Source organism: Aliinostoc sp. HNIBRCY26, assembly GCF_050235535.1.
Taxonomy (GTDB): domain Bacteria; phylum Cyanobacteriota; class Cyanobacteriia; order Cyanobacteriales; family Nostocaceae; genus Trichormus.
In genome coordinates, this window is the sequence record NZ_CP189852.1 from 334,354 (window position 1) to 354,122 (window position 19,769).

Sequence of the window (19,769 nt, forward strand, 5' to 3'; positions counted from 1 at the left end):
ACAGAGTTCTAAACGTGGTTCAAATAACGAAATTTCGTTCTTAGGTAAAAAATCAAAGACTAAAATTTGAGTTTTCAACTAACGGAAAAACCCCATTTCAGCCACGTTTGTAAAATACCTACACCTGTCAGCCTGCCCCCTGCCCTACATTCTCGCTTCTGGTAAAATCAACATGGCATCACCGAAGGAATAGAAGCGATATCGAGAGGCGATCGCTTCTTTGTATATACTTAATAATCTTTGTCTGCCAATCAGCGCACTCACTAGCATTAATAGGCTAGAACGGGGTAAGTGAAAGTTTGTAATTAAACCTTCTACGACTCGCCATTGGTAGCCAGGATAAATAAATAAGTTTGTCTTGCCACAAAAAGGTTGTAAATCACCAGTAGCGGCTGCTGCACCTTCTAAGGCACGAACTACTGTTGTACCTACGGCAATAATGCGACCGCCGTTTTGTTTGGTGGTACGGATTTTTTCTACTGTATCGGCGGGAACTTCAATCCACTCTTCGTGCATTTGGTGGCTGGTGACATTTTCTACTTCCACTGGGCGAAAAGTTCCCACACCTACGTGCAGCGTAATAAAGGCTTGCTGGATATTGCGATCGCCTAACTTGGCAATTAGTTCTGGGGTAAAGTGTAACCCAGCCGTGGGGGCTGCGATCGCTCCTGGCTGTTGGGCGTACACTGTTTGATACTGCTCGTCTGCGGCTTGGGAGGCTGTAATATAAGGCGGAAGCGGAATTTCTCCAAATTTATCTAAAATTTGTACCAAAGATTGATGCTCAGGCAAATCAAACTTTAATAATCTTCCCCCTGTATCTTTGTCAGTTTCTAAAACTGTGGCAGTGAGTTGAGAATCGGGAAGTGAGGCGATATCTAATCCACTGGGTGCAAAAAAGATTTTACTGCCCTTTTTAAAGCGTTTTCCTGGCTTGACTAAAGCTAACCAACAATTATGCTGACGTTCTTCCAAAAGTAAAATTTCTACTTCTGCGCCAGTTGACTTCCGCCCATACAATCGCGCAGGAATAACTTTAGTATCATTCATGATTAACAAATCTCCAGGGCGCAGGAGGTCTGATAAATCACGAAAAATGTGATGTAATGGTGCTGTTGTACCACCCGTAGTCTGAGAATGGATCACTAACAACCGAGAACTATCTCTGGGAACAGCAGGATTTTGTGCAATCAGTTCTGGAGGTAGTTCATAATCATACCCAGCTAATGAAGAATCTAAATTTGGTTCTTGATTTGTATTGTTTGTTCCTTGATTAGACATTTGATTGTGATTAACTAGTCATTAGTTATTAGGGAGCAGGGAACAGGGAACAGGGAACAGGGAACAGGGAACAAAATCTTTAATTTCAGATATTAAATCGATTACTCCTCAACACCCAATCCCCAGTCCCCAGTCCCCAATCCCCAATCCCCAATCCCCAGTCCCCAATCCCCAATCCCCAATCCCCAATCCCTTGCCTAGACTACAAGAATTAGTGACCGATACACAACAAAATCAAAATTGGGTAAAACTCCCCATGCCAAAACGGGGGCATTTACCCTACCGGAAAGTGGGGGAATTAAAGAAGATAGAGATGTAGGATTGGCTTTGATCCAAAAGCACCATGATGGAATACTTGTATTATCTGGCAAATGCCAGCCTAACTCTCAGAGTTGTTCAACACCTGCACGCTAGACCTAGAATCCCCGTTGCTTTCGTCACCGTAATTCATCAAATAGATGGTTGGGTGGTTAGGATCAAACTAAAAGAGCAGATTTCGCCGCAAGATGATGGTGATATTCGGGCTTTCCTCAATGAATTGGGAATTACCTATGAACCACCAATGCGCGTGCAAATGGCACTTTGGAGTTTAGAAGCGGGGCAATGTCCTGTAGATGTGATGCGTCGCTATCAGGTAGCGATAGTTTCTCACGGCAGTCCTGAAAAAGAGGAAATTGAAGCTTTTCGACAACAGTTTGTTCGAGGATTGGGTTACTGTCCAGAAACTCTGGCTTAAAACCCTATGTATCTAAAGACGTTACGTAATTTTTGGTAATTGGTCTTTGGTTGAGCGCGATTTTTCATTCATGACCAATTACCGACCATAGCGATTTTAGATTTGGGATTTGGGATTACTAACCTTTATTTAAAGATGATTCCCAAAGTTTACAGTAAAACTATTTATCTTTAAGCTTCATCAATTACATCAAAAGCACCTGCAATATATTCTTGTAACTGGAATTGATAGCCTGCAACTGATGAGATCGCTAAAGCTGTTTGGGTTGTAGAGAAATTAAGGTTTTTTTGTGATATTGGCTGACAACTGACAATCGCTACATCAAATCGACAAGAATAATTTGCTTTTTCAGGATATTTAGCTAAAAATAACCCCGCAGTGCGAGTTATTTTCGCTTGTTTTTTAGTATTGATGGCACTTTTGCCCCAGTTATCCCAATTACCACCGCTACGAGTTTTTACTTCTATAAAAGCTAGTGTCGATGTTAGTTCATTCTCTGTGGTATCGGGATATTGAGCAATGATGTCAATTTCTCCCCAACGACAAGAAAAACGACGTTGTAAAATTAACCAGCCTGTAGATTGTAACCATTGAGTTACAAGTTCTTCTCCTATGTCGCCGATATCGGGATAATGTGATGAAGGAGGATTCACCATTGGCTAAGATATAGTTATGAATTCTAAGTTAAATGATGGGTTACGCCCCAGTGTAGCTGATCGGATATTAGCTTCTATACCCAATTTATACCGTACTTACAACGGCTTAGGGTGTCAAAAATATCAGCGCATTTTGGCTAGTATACTCAGTTTATTGCTGTGGGGAGTAGTGGGGATGACAACAATTGTCGGTTTTTCCCTTCCGGCTTCTGCATTGGAATACAACAAAGAAATTTTAATTGAGGCTGATTTTTCAGGACGTGATTTAACAGACTCTAGTTTTACCAAAGCAAATCTGCGTCAGAGCAACTTTAGTAACTCTAACTTGCAGGGTGTGAGTTTCTTTGCAGCCAATTTAGAATCGGCAAATCTGGAAGGTGTAAACCTAACAAATGCTACCCTAGATTCCGCTCGTTTGATTAGAACCAACTTGACAAACGCAGTTTTAGAAGGAGCATTTGCTGCTAACGCGAAATTTGATGGTGCAATCATCGACGGTGCAGATTTTACTGATGTGCTGTTGCGTCCAGATGAGGTCAAAAAATTGTGTAAGGTAGCTAAGGGGACTAACCCCACTACTGGCCGTGATACAAGAGATACTTTGTATTGTCCTTAAGTAAATTCGGGAACAGGTTTGAAAGTCGGCCGTTATCCTGAAATTTGATATTGAACAATAAATAACCCCAGTTTTCTCAATAAAACTGGGGTTATTTACTAGAAAACGAAGTGTTTAAAAAATTAACAGATGCTCAAACTCCTTTGACTGTTTGAAACCCCTATTCCCCATTCAGGTTCATAACGATTTATCTTTCGGTAAGTCCACAATAAATTGACTAGTTCCGTTAGTTGGTGGGGTTTGAGTTACCACTGGTTGTGGGTATGTGGGTGTAACTTCACCATTTTTGTTGGTTTGATTCCATAGAATCATTGACAGTAAACCATCAACTAAACCGTTGGTGCTGCCATTGCTACCACCAACTAAGATATCAGGTATTAAACGGACATTGCGATCGCCAATAATCTGCATGAGTTGCATAGCTGTATAACCTTGTGTCCCCAAGGCTTCCACACCAGTACGGTAGGTTTCGGCTTTAGCGTTACCTGTGGCGCGAATTCCTTCCGCTTCCGCCATCGCCCGTAGTTTGGTAGACTCAGCTTCCCCAGTCGCTTGTTTAATGTGCGCTTGGGCTTTGAGTTCTGCAATGTGGACGCTTTGCTCAGATTTCACCATTTCTTGCTGAATATCAGCCAAGGCTGTTTCCCGCACCAGCTGTTGGCGTTGGGTTTGCGCCATTTGCTGTACTTCGTAAGTCTTACGTTCTTCTTCCGCAATCTTTCTGTCTGTTTGAGTCTGCATTAATGATGCAGGTGGCTGAATATCCCCAATTAGGGTATCAATTGCTTGGACATCATAAGCCCGCAATGCGGCTTTAATATATTCCGAGGCTTCAACTTGCCTCTCACTCCGGGCATTTAAGAAATCTAGTACAGTATAATCTTGGGCTGAGTTGCGGAAATAATTACCAATACTAGGTTCTAGAACGTTATCAACCAAGTTTTGCATTGCACCCACACGGGAAATTACTTTTGGTGCATCTAACGCGCCGACGTGGATGATTTGCGATACTTCTAAGTCAAACGCAAACCCATCTTTAGAACGCACCGTTAAAGATTCTAAATTTGCGTCGTATTTGTGTCTTTCTGTCCGTCCTGACCAGTTTAAAACAATATTAGTAGTCGGGACTAACTCTACTTTCATGATGCGGGTGTTGATGGGATGTTTACCTGGATATAGAGGTTCAACCCACACACCTTTATGCCCAGGATTTACTAAGTTACCGTGGGTGAAAGACGCGCCACTCACATCTTCTTGGGCTTTACCAACGAAGGAAATCACCACACCGACGTAACCGATGGGAATTTCTGTCATTGGTACTTGTTCGACGTTGACAAACCAGGGATTAAGATTCCAAGAACCAGACAGCAGAATTTGCTCTTGTAAACCCCTGCGTCCACCGCCATCTAAAAATTTCTGACCATTTTGGAAGTTATCATGGGCTGAAATCACTGGGCCAGCAATTTCACCCACACTAATCGGCATCCCATCTAAAGTAGTCACAATACCGACTTTATCAGAGGCTACGGTATGCACCCGTAACTGTTCGGCACTCATACCGTGACTAGAGGCGTTAGCCGCCATAATCACTTTAAATATAGCTGTATTAATCCGATATGTACCAGCAGTCAAAAAGCCCATTTGCCGCCCTTTTTCACCGCCTTGGGTGAGAAATTTTCGGGCATCTTGGAAGTTATCACAATTAGTGATTTTACCCAAAATCCTCTCAGGGGGTATAGATTCACCATCAGCCGCCACAATTAGGGCAATTTCCCCTTGAGGAACAACTACCACAGGTTCTTTCCGCACTGAATACTGCCAAGGCCAATAACCCCAGTGCCAACCAGGTGCGAGAGTATCTGCTTGTAAACCTGCCTCACCGTTGAGTGCAATTAAACGTCCTGCTGCAAGTCCCCGTCCAGAAACCGCAAATTTTTTGACGACGACACCAACTTCTCGTTCGCCGATAACTACTAAGCCACCAAAAAACAGAGGGACAAATATAACTAAGCCACCAACCAAGACTATAGGAATCAGCACAAAAGGATCAACTGCGGCTGCTTGATATGGAGTAACAGTTGGCTTGGTTTGTTCGAGGATGACTGATGTAGATGTATTTTCTTTGAAAGTGGGTGTTTTGACATTACTAGCATGAGCTGAGTTAATACTGCTAGCTAATGCTAAGGAAGCTATAAACGTAGTTGCAAAACGAGCTAATTTATTTTTTCTAGTCTTACCAAGGAAAGATGAAAAACTTTTCATAATCTGCGCCCTTCTGGGCAACTAATTATCTAAGGTATCACTTCACTTAATAAGGCTGAGTTTTCTTAAACTTGGTGTAATTTTTGGAAACTTGTGATCAAAATCAGTATTTTCGGTGAAAATAAACCAGCATTATCAAACTAGTAGTGTATCGTGAGCATCAGGAGGATATGCAACCAACTCTGGAGCAATTACAATCTTTTTATCGGATGTCGGTCAGAATCAGCAATTTACTTCGACCTATAAACTTGGTGCGGATGGACGAACGAACAAACCGTATCGTAATGTTAGTAGGAGAGACAATAGAAATAGAAATTTATCCTAATGGGGAGGTGTTTACAAAATGACGCAGCCCAACTTTGCGGATATGACGGATGCTCAATTAAGAGCTTACGTACTGCAAAATCCTCAAAATACTGAAGCTTTTCATGCTTACGTTGATCGCTTACACTCAGCTAATCCCAATCCTCAACTCATGAAAATTGAAGAGGCTGAAATTGAGTTGGAAAGGAGAGTTAATCAAGGACAAAGATAATGAAAGGGAGTGAGGCAATCAGGGAAAGAGGAATTTGGTAATTACCTAGTCCCCAGTCCCCATTACCCAATCCCTAAAGTTTTACACCAAACCGCCTGCCGCTTGAAAGCGAGCGCGGGCGCGTTTGAAGGCTTGGTTTGCCTGAATTTGAGCTTGACGATCGCCTGCTGGCACTTGGCTCAATCTGGTTTGAGCTTGGTTATAATCAGCACGGGCTGCTTCTAGGTCAATGCTGTCGCCACGTTCAGCACCATTTACCAAAATGGTAACTTCGTTTTCTTCGACTTCAGCAAAACCACCGAGAAGAGCGATCGCTTGCCAAGATTGGTTTTTGTTGGTGCGGACGCGCATCACGCCTATATCCAGTGCGCTTAGTAGTGGTGCGTGTCCACTCAGGATACCTAGCTGACCGGTAGTGCTGGGTAAAATCACTTCATCAGCTTCCGCATCCCACACTGTTTTATCTGGGGAAATTACACGGACAGTTAGGGTCATAAGTTTAAGTTAATAGTCAACGGTCAACAGTCAACAGTCAACAGTCAACAGTCAAATAGCTTTGGACTATTGACTATTGACTATTGACTACTTTTTAGCCTTTGAGTTTTTCGGCTTTAGCGATCGCTTCGTTGATGTCGCCTACCAAGTAGAATGCTTGTTCTGGCAGATCATCTAATTCACCAGACAGAATCTTCTGGAAGCCTTTGATGGTGTCTTCTAATTTTACGTATTTACCAGGAGAACCGGTGAATACTTCCGCTACGAAGAAGGGCTGAGACAAGAAACGCTCAACTTTCCGCGCCCGTGCTACGATGAGTCGGTCATCTTCAGACAATTCATCTAGACCCAAAATGGCGATGATGTCTTGCAATTCTTTGTAGCGTTGTAGAGTTGCTTGTACAGCACGCGCAGTGTTGTAATGTTCATCACCAACAATGTTGGGTTGCAACATGGTGGAGGTTGAACCTAATGGGTCAACTGCGGGATAAATACCCTTCGCTGCCAAACCACGAGATAGTACAGTTGTACCATCTAAGTGAGCAAATGTGGTTGCAGGTGCGGGGTCGGTCAAGTCGTCCGCAGGAACGTATACAGCTTGAATTGAGGTAATAGAACCTTCGGTGGTGGAGGTAATCCGCTCTTGCAGTTCACCTACGTCAGTACCCAAGGTTGGCTGATATCCTACAGCAGAAGGCATCCGACCTAACAGCGCGGATACTTCCGAACCAGCTTGTACGAAGCGGAAGATGTTGTCAACAAACAGCAGTACGTCTTGTTTGTTCACATCGCGGAAGTACTCTGCCATTGTCAAACCAGACAAACCAACCCGCATTCTCGCTCCGGGTGGTTCGTTCATTTGACCGTACACCAGCGCAATTTTAGATTCGTTGAGGTTATCTTTGTTGATTACCCCAGATTCAATCATTTCATTGTAGAGGTCATTCCCTTCACGGGTACGCTCTCCCACACCAGCGAATACAGACACGCCACCGTGCTGGGTTGCAATGTTGTTGATCAATTCCATCATGATCACGGTTTTGCCCACACCTGCACCGCCGAACAGACCAATTTTACCGCCACGACGATAGGGGGTCAGCAGGTCAACGACCTTAATCCCTGTCTCGAATACGGAAGGTTTGGTTTCTAAGTCAGTGAGTTTAGGCGCGGAACGGTGGATGGGTAGGGTTTCCTCGTTGTTGACGGGGCCTCTGTTGTCTACAGGTTCGCCCAGAACGTTGAAAATCCGTCCCAGGGTAGCTTTACCTACGGGTACGCTAATGGGCGCGCCTGTATCAACAACTTCCAAACCCCGTACTAAACCATCGGTAGAACTCATCGCAACGGCGCGGACTTGGTTGTCGCCTAAAAGTTGCTGTACTTCGATGGTGAGGTTGATTTCCTGTCCAGCTTCGTTAGTGCCTTTGATGGTCAAAGCGTTGTAGATTTGCGGTAATTTTCCGCCGGGAAATTTAACGTCTACAACAGGACCAATGATTTGGGTAATGTAACCGATGTTTGTTTTTTCTGCGGTGGTGACCATGCTGCGCCTAATGATTGAAGCTATATTTCAGAATGGGTCTTAGAAGACATAAGATTATGCAATGTCATCTTTCACTCTAACACCGTATGGGGACAGAGTTCCGTTAGTAATTCCTTAAAAAGTTGTTTGGCGAATTTCTGCCCACCAGCTTGACTGAATGACCCAATTGTTAATCATAAATTGATTCTTAAGACTTACAACATCAGAAAGTTAATTTAATTTCAGTGGTGTTGGGCAAAAATAAAAACTGCCGTGTTGCTGTTAAACACCGCAGTTTTTCAGTAAAAACTTTTTAAAGATGATTTCTATACTTTACTAGCTTGCCTGGGACGCAATTTTAGCCTTCTGCTGTTTACGCTTGAATACTGCACTACTACCAAAAGCTCCTATTCCTAGTAAACCTAAGAGGGAAGTTGGTTCAGGCGTAGGTTGAGAGCCAATACCACCAGGAACATCAGAACCAAAAGTGATATCATCAAAACCAATTTGATTGATTGTTCCGCCGAAATCTACGGATTTGGCAATCCCTGTAAACGATACACCAATCGGAACAAAAGGACTAAATGAACCTGTTGGGTCAGGTGCGCCGTTGCGTGGTGTCAATGGCAAGTCTATGGTTGCCAATACATTGCCCGTAGCATTTAGCCCATCGTACACTCTGACGAAACCTGGGTTATTAATTGCTGAATAGAAAAATGAGAATCCATCAGTAAATCCATTTGCTACATTCAAGGTAGCAGCAGGCCCATCCAAAAAAAACAAAACAGTATCAGGACTAGGTTCACCACCAAAATTCCCTGTACCGCCAGCATCCTCATCAACGATAGCCAGAGCATTGGAAGAAAAGGTGATATCAAAGTCTTGGGGTGCGGTATCGTAGAAACTCCCAACTGGATTAAGATTCCCAATCCCTTCAAAATCAAGAACGATTACTGCTGCTTCTGCTTTTCCTGTACCCAGGGTAGCTAAAGCTAAACAAGTTACTCCAGCAGTAGCTATGGAAAATTTTTTCATTAAATTTGCAGTTGCCATGAATTTGTGGATACCTTTAGACATTAGAATCTGAACAGGTGGATTCCCTCGATCAGTTAACTACACAGAAGTGCGTTTTCAGCCTTTGCTCGACTGCGATCGCCAGCAGCACACAAAAAATTCTCAAATATATTACTGAGCTTGGCACTATCTTTGCCGTTGTTTCACCATGCAAGGGCAACTTGAATCAGTGTTTCCCTCGTTTGAATATTCAATACACTATGACAAATCTACTGAGACTGCTAGTCTGATTCTGATACCTTTACACAAAAAATATATTGTAAATTCTTCTAAATGACTTAGCACAACCTAGATATTATCTAGGTTATCGGATATTTCTGCACTCAAATAATTAGTTGCAGCAGGGTAAACGCCTTATGCTGTTTTATGAGTGCTTCATCTAAAATTAATAATACTAGGGCTGATTTTTAGTGTGTCTAGCTAATAAACGTATGTGATCACCATAGCAAATATTTTTGTCTAGCTGATACGAGTCTTGAGTAGGTGACTGAAGAGTTGTGCGATCGCTTTCCTCATTTCACTACCAGACTCGTAGCAATTAATACTATTCTTTGTCTAATTATCCGGTTTTAAATCAGTAAATAATTGTTGCCAATTAATACTCCCTGTCGTATTTGTGCCTTCTTTTGCCTCAAAGGTTAAATTACAAGCCTGGGGTGTTTCTAAACTTTTGATACACAATTGAGCCACATCTTCACGGCTGATTTTGCCTCTGATATTATCACCTTGTTCGAGAATTATTTCTTTACCTCCAGCGTCTTCAGTTAAAGCACATGGTCTAATAATGGTGTAGGGAATTCCGCTATTTCTTAAACTATCTTCCCCTTTTAATTTCCAGGTTAATATTCCGCCTAATTGGTCATTTAATTTAACTGCGGGTGGTTCTTCATCTAAGTTAATTCCTGGTCTACCAGGACGAGTTACACCAGCAGAACTCACTAGAATAAATTGCGGTGTAGGGATGTCACTATAAGCTTTAATAGAGGCTAATTCTAAAGCAAAATTCCCTGGTAAAAAATGAGGATTTAATGCGCCATCATATTCAAACTTACTCAACATTAATTGCAAAGAGGTAATTCTATCTTGGGGAATTGCGGGAGCATCTTTAACAATTTTGGCTCGAAATACAGGGACAAAATCACTAAAGGGAATGCGGATATTTATCCAAGTATTTGCAACTGTATCGAAAGAATAACTGTAGCCTAAACCATCCCATTTAGTATCTGTACGCAGAAAAAGTTTATAACGCTTGCCGTCACCTTTTACGCGTAATTCTACACCTGTATAGCCAGATAAATTAATAGTCTGCTCAAAATTTTTGGTTCTAACAGATGCGAATCCTCCAGAGTTGGCGATGGAAACATTACCAGTAAACACAGCTGTGTTTTCTAACAACTGCATATTACTTGCGCTCACACCTCCCATAACTACATCATCAAGCGCGCCCCAAATATTCTTTAATTCTACAGAAGGGCTAGTAAAATCAAATATCAATTTTTCCTTGGATGATGATAGATATTTTTTAGCAGCTTCTACGAGATTTTTAACGCCTTGATATTCCACATTTTCTGGAGTATCACCCACAATTTCTGGTTGATAAAATTTCACACCTTGATAATATTTAGCTCTATCGGCTGTGTCTCCTTCTACTGGTTGCACACGTACTGCTGTACAACAAATTACAGCTTGAATATTCGCCATTACTAAAGGTGTTAAAGTTTCTGGTTTAGTAATATCCGCACTTACCAAGTCAACATCATCACCCAGTATGGTTCTAGCTCTATCGATATCTCGTACTAATGCGCGGACTTTGTAGCCTTGTGCTAATAATTGCTTGACTACTCGTTTACCAACGCCACCAGTTGCACCTGCTACTAAGATTGCACCCATACTGTTTTCTCCATGAGGTGGATTTTGATGAGGCTGGGAGCGACCTTGAAATAATTGCTGTACCCAGTTCAAGCAAGGAAAAACCTCGAAGTAAGTCAAGGTATTAATAAATCTGCCTAAGTCCCATTGAGAGCGATTTTGATCTGCCACAATACGTTTTGTTAATGCTTTTCTTGTTACATAATAACGAAGAGGTGAGTGTAGAGTTATGAGTCTTGAGTTGGACAAGTCCAAAAAATAAAATATCCAAATAGACGACTTAGTAGGGTGCGTCAGTGTGAAAAAACTCACTACACTAAAAAATGATTCATACTGACGCACCTTCAATCTACTTGACCTCGCCAATTTGAGATTGTGGATGAGTTTTTTTGGTTCAAGGATGTCAGCGCGTTAGGATAGTTGATTGGATATTACTAAACAAATAGAGATTTACTTATGAATCAATTAGAAAAAGCTCAAGCTGAATATGAAAATTTCACAGAAAAATTTGAGAGTGTGATTATTAGTACAGTAAATCAACAGGGTATTCCCAACGCTAGCTACACTCCTTTTGTGATTGATGATGCCAAGAATATATATATATACGTAAGTGGGTTAGCTGCTCATACTCAAAATATTCATATCAATCCTCATGTGTGTGTTTTATTTATCGAGGATGAAAGTCAAACTACTCAAATTTTTGCGCGTCGTCGGTTGAGTTTTGATTGTACAGCTACCTTAATGGAGCGAGAATCTGAGACATGGAATCAAATTGTTGAGCAATTTCAACAGCGTTTCGGTGAAATTATCGAAGTTTTGCGCGGCTTGGCTGACTTTCGCATTTTCCGCCTGACTCCAACCGAAGGTAGATTTGTGATTGGATTTGGAGCAGCATACCATATCAGTGGCGATCGCTTAGATCAACTCGCTCAAATCACCGGCGAAAAAGCCAGATAGAATGGGATTTTAAATTGCTTATGCTGCGTTTTCAACCACCTGGTTTTGGGCATAAAGTTATTAATACATCCTTGGGAAAAACGGTTTACTATACCCAAACTGCTGCACCTTGGTTAGATTCCGACACAGAAAATTTACCGCCGTTACTGTTCTTACATAATTTTGGCGGTGGTGCTTCTGCTTACGAATGGTCAAAAGTTTATCCGGCTTTTGCTGCTACTCATCGCATCCTTGCGCCGGATTTAATCGGTTGGGGAGATTCGGCGCATCCCGTGCGGGATTATCAAATTTCTGACTACCTGACCACTATTACTGAATTTATCACCCAAACTTGTCGCCAACCCGTAACGGTGGTTGCTTCTTCATTAACTGCGGCTTTGAGTATCCGCTTGGCGATTCAGCAACCAGAGTTATTTAAAAATTTGTGTTTAGTCTGTCCTTCTGGGTTTGATGATTTCGGTCAGGGTGCGGGACGGAGACTACCACTACCCATAATTAATACACCTTTATTAGACAATATTATTTACGGGTTGGGGGCAGAAAATGAAATTGCTGTGAGAAATTTTCTCTCAAGTTTCCTGTTTGCGAAACCACAACGGGTGACACAGGAGATGGTAGAAGCTTATCTCACCTCTGCACAACAACCCAATGGGAAATTTTCCGCTTTAGCATTTTTACGCGGTGACTTGTACTTTGACTTGAGTTTGTATATTCAACAACTTACTGTTCCCGCAGTGTTCTTTTGGGGAGAGAAGGCGCAATTTACCAGCATCAAGCTAGGACGCAGGTTGAGGAGTTTAAACCTAAATGCGATTCATGAATTTTATGCGATCGCCGACACAGGAGTATTACCCCATCTGGAATTACCAGCCGTATTTACTGGGTTATTACAGCGTTTTGTGTGAAGATTTTACCGAACTTTTACATAACTAGTTGTTTACTCATCAAATTAGATCAGAAAATCAAACAAGTGTGTTTCTTTAAAATAACTAGGCTAGTAAGTTCGATTCAATATGATTACATTACCACAAATATTTGCTTATACGCAGCCATTCAGTACCACCAAAGAAGTAGAACTTTTGGTGTATTGTGCTAACACGAAAATCGACCCACAAACAGTAGTCAAAATTCAACAGTTAGTAACCACAGAAACAGATTGGCATTATTTAATCAAAATTGCGACTTGGCATAGAGTCCAGACACTTTTATATACAAATCTCAAAGAAATTTGTCCTAATCAAGTTCCGCCAAACATTTGGGAAGATTTACACAGCCATTGCCAGAAAATCACCCTCAATAACCTATTTTTAACCCACAAATTGGTTAATATTCTGCAATTATTAGCAAAAAATCATATTCATGCCATACCATTTAAAGGTTCTGTCCTAGCGGTTTCCGCCTATGGTAATCTTGCGCTGAGAAAATTCAGTGACCTTGATATTCTAGTTCAAAAAAAAGATATCCACAGAACAATAGAAATTTTAGAATCACAAAATTACCAAAGTAAAGCTTATTTAACCGAAGCTAGACAAGAACTACAAGAAGTATTTTGTGAATACAGTTTACTCAGTGCAGATGGCAGAGTCTTGATAGATTTACATTGGGAATTAACACCGACTTATTTCGCCTTTAAACCAAATTTTGATGCACTGTGGAACAGACTACAACCTATCTCTTTAGCGGGTCAAAATATCCTGCAACTTTCTCTAGAAGATTCTCTACTATATCTTTGTGTCCACGGTTGCAAGGATTTATGGCAAAGATTAGCTTGGATTTGTGATGTCGCTGAATTAATTAAATTACATCCCGAAATCGCCTGGAAAAAACTTTTAGAACAAGCACAAAAACAAGACTGTGAAAGAATGCTGTTGCTAGGATTATTCCTCGCCGCCGATATCCAAAAACTGCAACTACCGGAAATAATTCAGCAAAGAATCGCACAAAATTCTATCATCCACACCTTGGCGACAGAGGTAAAAACTAGATTATGGATGCACATTGATGAACCATTAGATGTATTTGAGAGGTCTTTTTGGTCTTGGCGTTTAGCTTTTCATTTTAGAGTGATGGAAAGCTGGCGACATAAAATTTTACTGTGTCTTTTTGTGTTGAGATTTGCCATTACTCCCAAAGATCAAGATTATGTAGCTTTACCTCTGCCTAATTATTTAGCTGGTCTTTATTATATGATTCGTCCGGTGAGATTAATCATCAAATTTGGTCTGACTCCATTGAAACGAGGTCTTGATTTGTGTGCGTCTTGGTTGAGCGATCGCCCATAAAGCCAAGAAACAGTTATCATCATGATTGCAGTTGTATTTCTTCATATCTAAAAATACAACTCAATTCTTAGAAAAACCGCAAATTTCAATTTCTTCTCGGCTAAAAGTGTCCTTTAATACTTTGCGGAGAACACGCTGAATATGCAGGTGTTTTCCTGGCTTGACTTTTGTCAATGTCAACAGCAAAAGATTATTCTCTCCAAAACTTTCTATTCCAGCTACTCGCGTAGGTTCTAAAACATCCTGTTCATGCGTCTTTAACTGCTGTCCTATCTTTTCTACTACTCTATACACATGATCTAAATTAGATTCATATGAAACACTAAATTCTACTCTTGCATATATGTAACGCTTAGAATAATTAATAATTGATCCAATATCACCATTACGAATTATCTGCAATTGACCATCAGGGTGTCGTACATGAGTAGTTCGTAATTCAATCGCCTCTACAATTCCTTCAACACTCCTCTCTTCCATTTTTCCAGCTTCAACATAATCACCTACTAGATAATAATTTTCAAACAAAATTAAGAAGCCACAAACCACATCATTAATCAGGTTTTGCGCCCCTAAACCCACCGCTATACCTACAATTCCTGCACCTGCTAAAATAGGTGCAGGATCAATACCAATCAATTTGAGTATAGTTACTCCGCCAGTAAAGTAAACAAAATATTTAGCAAAACTCCTGATTAACGGAATTAGTGTCAGCCGCTTTTGTCTTTGTGATTCACCTGCGTCTGTAGCTTTTAAATAGAACTCATCCAGAATGAAATAAGCCACTTCAATCAAAACATTGCTAATAAAGAAAACCCCAATAATCTGCACAACTTTAGGGGTGTAAACACTAATCCAAGCAATCGGTTTGATTTCTGGAACTACTAAATTTACTATACCGACATAAAGCACATACTCTAAACATTTTTTCAACAGAGGTATGAGATGACGTAAACGCTCATATAAACGTAGTAGATTACTAGAACTAGAATATCTCAGACTCAGAGCATCGAGAGTATCAACAATAGTTGCAACAGCCTTAACAATCAGTAAACCAATTGTAATGGTGATGTATATCTTTAAACCGATAAAAGTATATTTAGGAACAACTTCTGGAAGGTGAAGAAATTCAGCACAGAGAATAGCAGCAGATATCCAGATAGTATGAATAGTAGTTCTCTTTAGGACATTAAAAAAAGCCTCAACACTCGTATCATTAGCCTTAATATGATCTACTTTTTTAGCATAGTCACAAACCCAATCTATCCCACGGCTTAAGGGTGTGACACTCAATTTAACTAGTAAAAGTAAACTCACAGATTTCAGAATTGCTGTGCCGAGATTTACCCAAAATTGCGTAGGTAAACTGCGAATTAAATTCAGTTGAAATTCTTGAACGTTACCACCTCGATAAATTACCATCCCATTGACACCAACCAGTACCAGACATAGCACCACGGCGGTTAAAATTAGAATTCTGCTGATACTGTGGCGTAAAAAGGTGATATTTTGTGTTCTACCTTGCAGCCAAGAAACTTTAGTAATCTGCTTAATTGAGATACCGATTAGCCAGTTAAGTAACGAGAAGATTAATACTATAAATACAACTTCACCCAGAATAATTAATATATTCATCTTTTGAGTAGAAACTTACCTACTAGCTTGCAAATGCTGAGTCACCCAACCTTTAAAAATCTCAAACTTGACGTGAGAATGCAAGGATATTTAAAACACTTAAGATGATTAAAATAAATAATAATTAATAGATATATATGGCGGATTCCGTATAAAATAAGCTTATATTTTAGTATAGTTAGGTTAGGGCTAAAAATAAAAACTAGTGTAGGTTGGGTTGAGGGACGAAACCCAACAAAGTCTTGACAATGTTGGGTTTCCTAACGTCAACCCAACCTACATTTCTGCTCAACTGAACAGTATTTTTGTATTGTCAACCCCAAGTTAAAAAGGGTGGGAAATTTCCCACCCTCTAGATTATGAACCCAGTGCTTTAGCAGTTTGCTCTCTATTCAGCTTCAGCATCAATACGCCTAATGGTGGTAAGCACAAATCGAGAGAATAAGGACGATTGTGCATAGACCAATCATCAGTCCATTTACCACCTAAGTTACCCATGTTGCTACCGCCATACTGACGAGCATCGCTATTAAACAACTCAGTGTAAAAGCCTTTCTCTGGTACACCGATGCGATAGTGAGAATGGGGTTGTGGTGTGAAATTACAAATCACAACTACAAAATCACCGGAATCTTTATCACGACGGATAAAAGAAACTACACTATGGCGATTATCGCTACAATCAATCCACTCAAACCCCTCACGGACAAAATCCTGAGTGTATAAAGCAGGTTCAGCGCGGTAGAGATGGTTTAAATCTTGGAAAAACTGTTTTAGTTGTCGGTGTGGTTCATGTTGTAACAATTGCCACTCCAAATCTGCCCAAACATTCCATTCACTCCACTGGCCGAATTCCATGCTCATAAACATGGTTTTCTTCCCTGGGTGAGCAAACATATAGGTAAATAAGCAACGCACATTTGCTAACTTCTGCCAGCGATCGCCCGGCATTTTGCCAATGATGTTACTCTTACCATGTACGACCTCATCGTGAGACAACGCCAGCATAAAGTTTTCGCTGTGGTTGTACCACATACTAAAGGTGACGTTGTTTTGGTGGAATTGGCGAAACCACGGATCCATGCTGAAGTAGTCGAGCATATCGTGCATCCAGCCCATATTCCATTTCAGGTTGAAGCCCAAACCACCTGTATATGTAGGCCAAGATACCATCGGCCAAGCTGTGGATTCTTCCGCGATGGAAAGTACACCAGGGAAATAACTAAAAATTAAATGGTTGACTTGACGCAGGAAATCTGCTGCTTCTAAGTTCTCTCTGCCGCCATACTGGTTGGTTAGCCATTCACCTTCTTTGCGACAATAGTCAAGGTAGAGCATAGAAGCTACCGCATCTACCCGAATACCGTCAATGTGGTATCTATCAAACCAGAACAGCGCATTGGCGACTAAGAAATTGCGGACTTCGTTCCGGTTGTAGTTAAATACCAGCGTTCCCCATTCCTTGTGTTCGCCTTTGCGGGGGTCGGCGTGTTCGTAGAGATGCGTCCCATCAAAGAATGCTAAACCATGTCCATCTTTGGGGAAGTGACCAGGAACCCAATCGACAATCACACCGATGTCGTTTTGGTGACATTGGTCAACAAAATACATGAAGTCTTCGGGGCTACCAAAGCGAGATGTGGGCGCAAAGTATCCGGTGACTTGATAACCCCAAGAACCATCAAAGGGATGCTCGGCAATGGGTAATAATTCGATGTGGGTGTATCCCAAATCTTTAACGTAGGGAATTAATCTCGCTGCTAACTCCCGATAGGTGAGAAAACGTGAACCAGGATTCAGTTCTGCCGCAATCACCACAGGTTCGGTTTCACCATTAGGTAATCTTGCTGGTTCTGAGGTGGCAGCGTGTAACCAAGAACCTAAGTGAACTTCATAAACTGAAACTGGCTGTGTTAAGGGGTCTGTGTGGCGGCGTTTTTCTAGCCAGTTCTCATCTTGCCACTGGTAAGAATTTAAATCAGCGACGATGGAGGCCGTTTTAGGACGGGGTTCTTGTTGAAAGCCGTAGGGGTCAGACTTTTCATAAATGTGACCTTCCCAGTTTTTGACTTCGTATTTGTAATGCGCTCCAATGGGTATTTCTGGAATAAATAATTCCCAAACCCCTGTGATCCCTTTACGCATCTGGTGTTTGCGTCCGTCCCACTGGTTGAAGTCGCCCAAAACGGAAACATTACGCGCATTGGGGGCCCAAACAGCAAAATACACCCCTTTAACACCTTCTACTTCGGTGGGGTGCGCTCCTAATTTTTCGTAAATGCGATGGTGATTACCTTCTGCAAACAAATGTAAATCAAAGTCTGTTAAACGGGGAGAACGAAAGGCGTAGGGGTCATAAGTCACCCGTTCATGTTCTCCCTCTTTGACTTTTAATTGGTAGTTTGATAATTCGGCTGTTTCAATAGTACATTCAAAAAAATGGGGATGGTGTACCGCTTGCATAGGGTATTCTTGGCGTTGTTCCGGCAAGACCACCCAGGCTGCACTGGCATTGGGAAGGTAGGCACGTACAGCCCAAACGTTTTTACCATTCTGTTCTACTAAATGAGAACCCAGGATTTCAAAAGGATCTTGATGCTGATTCCAAACGATGCTATTAACCTGCTCAGGGGCGATCGTGGTCATGGACATTAAGCTACCTACGTAGAATAAACTGATTGACTAAATCGGGTTTTGTATATATATATTCTTTACATTTATTTGCAAATTTGTCGCCATCGTTATCCTATCTCAGATTGAATCGTATATACTTACGCAACAAAATTATTCATTAAGATGGGAAATGGGGCATCGGGTAAGCTAATCGTCATTGAAATTGCACCATGTTCATGGTTGTCAAAGCTGTAAACCCTCTCCTCTGCTCCCTGCACCCCGCTCACCTGCGCTCTCAATGAGTTTTACTTATACCCTTAACAGCTGATTGGGCATTGCGGCTGTTTTCCTCGTCCCACTACCCCTTGCCTTCTAATTAATTGCTTTGACGGATAGAATAGTTAGCAAATGTTGCCTACCACCTGACTCATGACACCTTCACAAGAAGTAGACACCCTAAACACTCCTGATATTGACGCTGAGGGATATGGCAACTCGGAAGATAATCCTCTCGATGAGTTGCCAGATGAAGTCGAAATGTCTCTTTTCGACCACCTAGAAGAATTACGACAAAGGATTTTCTACTCACTAATTGCTGTAGCTGTGGGTGCTTTCGGTTGTTTTGTCGCTGTCAAACCAATTGTTAAGCTGTTAGAAGTTCCCGCCAAGGGAGTAAAATTCCTACAACTGGCACCAGGAGAATATTTCTTTGTTTCTCTCAAGGTTGCTGCTTACAGTGGCTTGGTACTCTCTAGTCCCTTTATCCTCTATCAAGTGATTCAGTTCGTTTTACCAGGGCTGACTCGCCGTGAACGTCGATTGCTGGGGCCGATAGTTTTAGGTTCTAGTGTGTTATTCGTTGCAGGTTTAGTCTTTGCTTACTTACTCTTAATTCCAGCCGCTTTAAATTTCTTTATCAACTATGGTGCAGATGTAGTTGAACAAATTTGGTCAATTGATAAGTATTTTGAATTTGTACTTTTATTAATGTTCAGCACCGGTTTAGCTTTTCAAGTGCCAATCATTCAGCTTTTACTCGCTAATCTGGGAATTGTTTCTTCTGCAACCATGCTTGCAGGTTGGCGTTATGTAATTATGGGAGGAGTAATTTTAGGTGCTATCCTCACACCATCTACAGATCCTCTCACCCAAAGTCTTTTAGCTGGTGCTGTACTGGGTTTATATTTTGGTGGCATTGGTTTAGTGAAACTCTCTGGTAAATAACGATCAATCAAG

At 41.3% G+C, this 19,769-nt stretch carries 17 protein-coding genes; 8 read left to right on the forward strand and 9 right to left on the reverse strand.

Annotated features, from left to right (window positions below; translation table 11 throughout):
- Positions 1-144 precede the first annotated feature (144 nt).
- A complete protein-coding gene (gene queA, locus ACQFX9_RS01360; protein ID WP_427160367.1) occupies positions 145-1,281 on the reverse strand; it encodes a tRNA preQ1(34) S-adenosylmethionine ribosyltransferase-isomerase QueA in 1,137 nt (378 codons plus the stop codon).
- A 346-nt stretch (positions 1,282-1,627) separates the two neighbouring features.
- Between queA and ACQFX9_RS01365 the strand changes: the two genes are divergently transcribed.
- Positions 1,628-2,017, forward strand: a complete 390-nt coding sequence (locus tag ACQFX9_RS01365) for a hypothetical protein (RefSeq protein ID WP_236143872.1) — start codon at positions 1,628-1,630, stop codon at positions 2,015-2,017.
- 170 nt (positions 2,018-2,187) lie between these two features.
- Here the strand turns inward: ACQFX9_RS01365 and ACQFX9_RS01370 are convergent, their stop codons facing one another.
- The gene (locus ACQFX9_RS01370; protein ID WP_427160368.1) at positions 2,188-2,673 is read right to left on the reverse strand and encodes a YraN family protein; all 486 of its coding nucleotides are present in this window, start codon (positions 2,671-2,673) and stop codon (positions 2,188-2,190) included.
- Between the two features lie 16 nt (positions 2,674-2,689).
- Here ACQFX9_RS01370 and ACQFX9_RS01375 point away from each other — a divergent pair, with 16 nt between their 5' ends.
- Positions 2,690-3,289, forward strand: coding sequence for a pentapeptide repeat-containing protein (locus ACQFX9_RS01375; protein ID WP_427160369.1), 600 nt, complete (start codon positions 2,690-2,692; stop codon positions 3,287-3,289).
- 177 nt (positions 3,290-3,466) lie between these two features.
- Here ACQFX9_RS01375 and ACQFX9_RS01380 read toward each other — a convergent pair whose 3' ends face one another.
- Positions 3,467-5,551 (reverse strand): SPFH domain-containing protein, encoded by a 2,085-nt coding sequence (locus tag ACQFX9_RS01380; RefSeq protein ID WP_427160370.1) that lies wholly within the window; start codon positions 5,549-5,551, stop codon positions 3,467-3,469.
- Between the two features lie 209 nt (positions 5,552-5,760).
- Here ACQFX9_RS01380 and ACQFX9_RS01385 point away from each other — a divergent pair, with 209 nt between their 5' ends.
- Both ACQFX9_RS01385 and ACQFX9_RS01390 read left to right on the forward strand, forming a co-directional pair.
- Positions 5,761-5,898 (forward strand): DUF6888 family protein, encoded by a 138-nt coding sequence (locus ACQFX9_RS01385; RefSeq protein WP_427163056.1) that lies wholly within the window; start codon positions 5,761-5,763, stop codon positions 5,896-5,898.
- Positions 5,895-6,086: a DUF6887 family protein gene (locus ACQFX9_RS01390; protein ID WP_427160371.1), complete on the forward strand. Its 192-nt coding sequence runs from the start codon at positions 5,895-5,897 to the stop codon at positions 6,084-6,086. Before ACQFX9_RS01385 ends, ACQFX9_RS01390 begins: the two co-directional genes overlap by 4 nt.
- Positions 6,087-6,167: 81 nt before the next feature.
- Here the strand turns inward: ACQFX9_RS01390 and atpC are convergent, their stop codons facing one another.
- The 4 genes from atpC to ACQFX9_RS01410 form a co-directional block, all read right to left on the reverse strand.
- Entirely contained in the window at positions 6,168-6,581 is a 414-nt protein-coding gene (gene atpC / locus ACQFX9_RS01395; protein WP_427160372.1) for an ATP synthase F1 subunit epsilon, read from the reverse strand.
- A gap of 94 nt (positions 6,582-6,675) precedes the next feature.
- Entirely contained in the window at positions 6,676-8,124 is a 1,449-nt protein-coding gene (gene atpD / locus ACQFX9_RS01400; RefSeq protein ID WP_427160373.1) for a F0F1 ATP synthase subunit beta, read from the reverse strand.
- Between the two features lie 315 nt (positions 8,125-8,439).
- Complete coding sequence (locus ACQFX9_RS01405; protein ID WP_427160374.1) at positions 8,440-9,156, reverse strand: PEP-CTERM sorting domain-containing protein; 717 nt, start codon at positions 9,154-9,156, stop codon at positions 8,440-8,442.
- A 576-nt stretch (positions 9,157-9,732) separates the two neighbouring features.
- Complete coding sequence (locus tag ACQFX9_RS01410; RefSeq protein WP_427160375.1) at positions 9,733-11,217, reverse strand: CIA30 family protein; 1,485 nt, start codon at positions 11,215-11,217, stop codon at positions 9,733-9,735.
- Between the two features lie 285 nt (positions 11,218-11,502).
- Here ACQFX9_RS01410 and ACQFX9_RS01415 point away from each other — a divergent pair, with 285 nt between their 5' ends.
- The 3 genes from ACQFX9_RS01415 to ACQFX9_RS01425 all read left to right on the forward strand — a co-directional run bounded on the left by ACQFX9_RS01415 (position 11,503) and on the right by ACQFX9_RS01425 (position 14,285).
- Positions 11,503-12,003, forward strand: a complete 501-nt coding sequence (locus ACQFX9_RS01415; RefSeq protein WP_427160376.1) for a HugZ family protein — start codon at positions 11,503-11,505, stop codon at positions 12,001-12,003.
- 20 nt (positions 12,004-12,023) lie between these two features.
- The gene (locus ACQFX9_RS01420) at positions 12,024-12,908 is read left to right on the forward strand and encodes an alpha/beta fold hydrolase (protein ID WP_427160377.1); all 885 of its coding nucleotides are present in this window, start codon (positions 12,024-12,026) and stop codon (positions 12,906-12,908) included.
- Positions 12,909-13,016: 108 nt separating this feature from the next.
- On the forward strand, positions 13,017-14,285 hold the full coding sequence (locus ACQFX9_RS01425) for a nucleotidyltransferase domain-containing protein (protein ID WP_427160378.1): 1,269 nt from the start codon (positions 13,017-13,019) through the stop codon (positions 14,283-14,285).
- Between the two features lie 60 nt (positions 14,286-14,345).
- Here ACQFX9_RS01425 and ACQFX9_RS01430 read toward each other — a convergent pair whose 3' ends face one another.
- On the reverse strand, positions 14,346-15,920 hold the full coding sequence (locus ACQFX9_RS01430) for a mechanosensitive ion channel family protein (protein ID WP_427160379.1): 1,575 nt from the start codon (positions 15,918-15,920) through the stop codon (positions 14,346-14,348).
- A gap of 357 nt (positions 15,921-16,277) precedes the next feature.
- Complete coding sequence (gene glgB / locus ACQFX9_RS01435; RefSeq protein ID WP_427160380.1) at positions 16,278-18,572, reverse strand: 1,4-alpha-glucan branching enzyme; 2,295 nt, start codon at positions 18,570-18,572, stop codon at positions 16,278-16,280.
- A gap of 390 nt (positions 18,573-18,962) precedes the next feature.
- Here glgB and tatC point away from each other — a divergent pair, with 390 nt between their 5' ends.
- Positions 18,963-19,757, forward strand: coding sequence for a twin-arginine translocase subunit TatC (gene tatC / locus ACQFX9_RS01440; RefSeq protein WP_427160381.1), 795 nt, complete (start codon positions 18,963-18,965; stop codon positions 19,755-19,757).
- The last annotated feature ends 12 nt before the right edge of the window (positions 19,758-19,769 follow it).

What these genes read in the sequence shown, in the direction of transcription:
- queA (WP_427160367.1), bottom strand. Translation starts at nt 1,281, where the DNA reads ATGTCTAATCAAGGAACAAACAATACAAATCAAGAACCAAATTTAGAT.
- ACQFX9_RS01365 (WP_236143872.1), top strand. Translation starts at nt 1,628, where the DNA reads ATGGAATACTTGTATTATCTGGCAAATGCCAGCCTAACTCTCAGAGTT.
- ACQFX9_RS01370 (WP_427160368.1), bottom strand. Translation starts at nt 2,673, where the DNA reads ATGGTGAATCCTCCTTCATCACATTATCCCGATATCGGCGACATAGGA.
- ACQFX9_RS01375 (WP_427160369.1), top strand. Translation starts at nt 2,690, where the DNA reads ATGAATTCTAAGTTAAATGATGGGTTACGCCCCAGTGTAGCTGATCGG.
- ACQFX9_RS01380 (WP_427160370.1), bottom strand. Translation starts at nt 5,551, where the DNA reads ATGAAAAGTTTTTCATCTTTCCTTGGTAAGACTAGAAAAAATAAATTA.
- ACQFX9_RS01385 (WP_427163056.1), top strand. Translation starts at nt 5,761, where the DNA reads ATGTCGGTCAGAATCAGCAATTTACTTCGACCTATAAACTTGGTGCGG.
- ACQFX9_RS01390 (WP_427160371.1), top strand. Translation starts at nt 5,895, where the DNA reads ATGACGCAGCCCAACTTTGCGGATATGACGGATGCTCAATTAAGAGCT.
- atpC (WP_427160372.1), bottom strand. Translation starts at nt 6,581, where the DNA reads ATGACCCTAACTGTCCGTGTAATTTCCCCAGATAAAACAGTGTGGGAT.
- atpD (WP_427160373.1), bottom strand. Translation starts at nt 8,124, where the DNA reads ATGGTCACCACCGCAGAAAAAACAAACATCGGTTACATTACCCAAATC.
- ACQFX9_RS01405 (WP_427160374.1), bottom strand. Translation starts at nt 9,156, where the DNA reads ATGGCAACTGCAAATTTAATGAAAAAATTTTCCATAGCTACTGCTGGA.
- ACQFX9_RS01415 (WP_427160376.1), top strand. Translation starts at nt 11,503, where the DNA reads ATGAATCAATTAGAAAAAGCTCAAGCTGAATATGAAAATTTCACAGAA.
- ACQFX9_RS01420 (WP_427160377.1), top strand. Translation starts at nt 12,024, where the DNA reads ATGCTGCGTTTTCAACCACCTGGTTTTGGGCATAAAGTTATTAATACA.
- ACQFX9_RS01425 (WP_427160378.1), top strand. Translation starts at nt 13,017, where the DNA reads ATGATTACATTACCACAAATATTTGCTTATACGCAGCCATTCAGTACC.
- ACQFX9_RS01430 (WP_427160379.1), bottom strand. Translation starts at nt 15,920, where the DNA reads ATGAATATATTAATTATTCTGGGTGAAGTTGTATTTATAGTATTAATC.
- glgB (WP_427160380.1), bottom strand. Translation starts at nt 18,572, where the DNA reads ATGTCCATGACCACGATCGCCCCTGAGCAGGTTAATAGCATCGTTTGG.
- tatC (WP_427160381.1), top strand. Translation starts at nt 18,963, where the DNA reads ATGACACCTTCACAAGAAGTAGACACCCTAAACACTCCTGATATTGAC.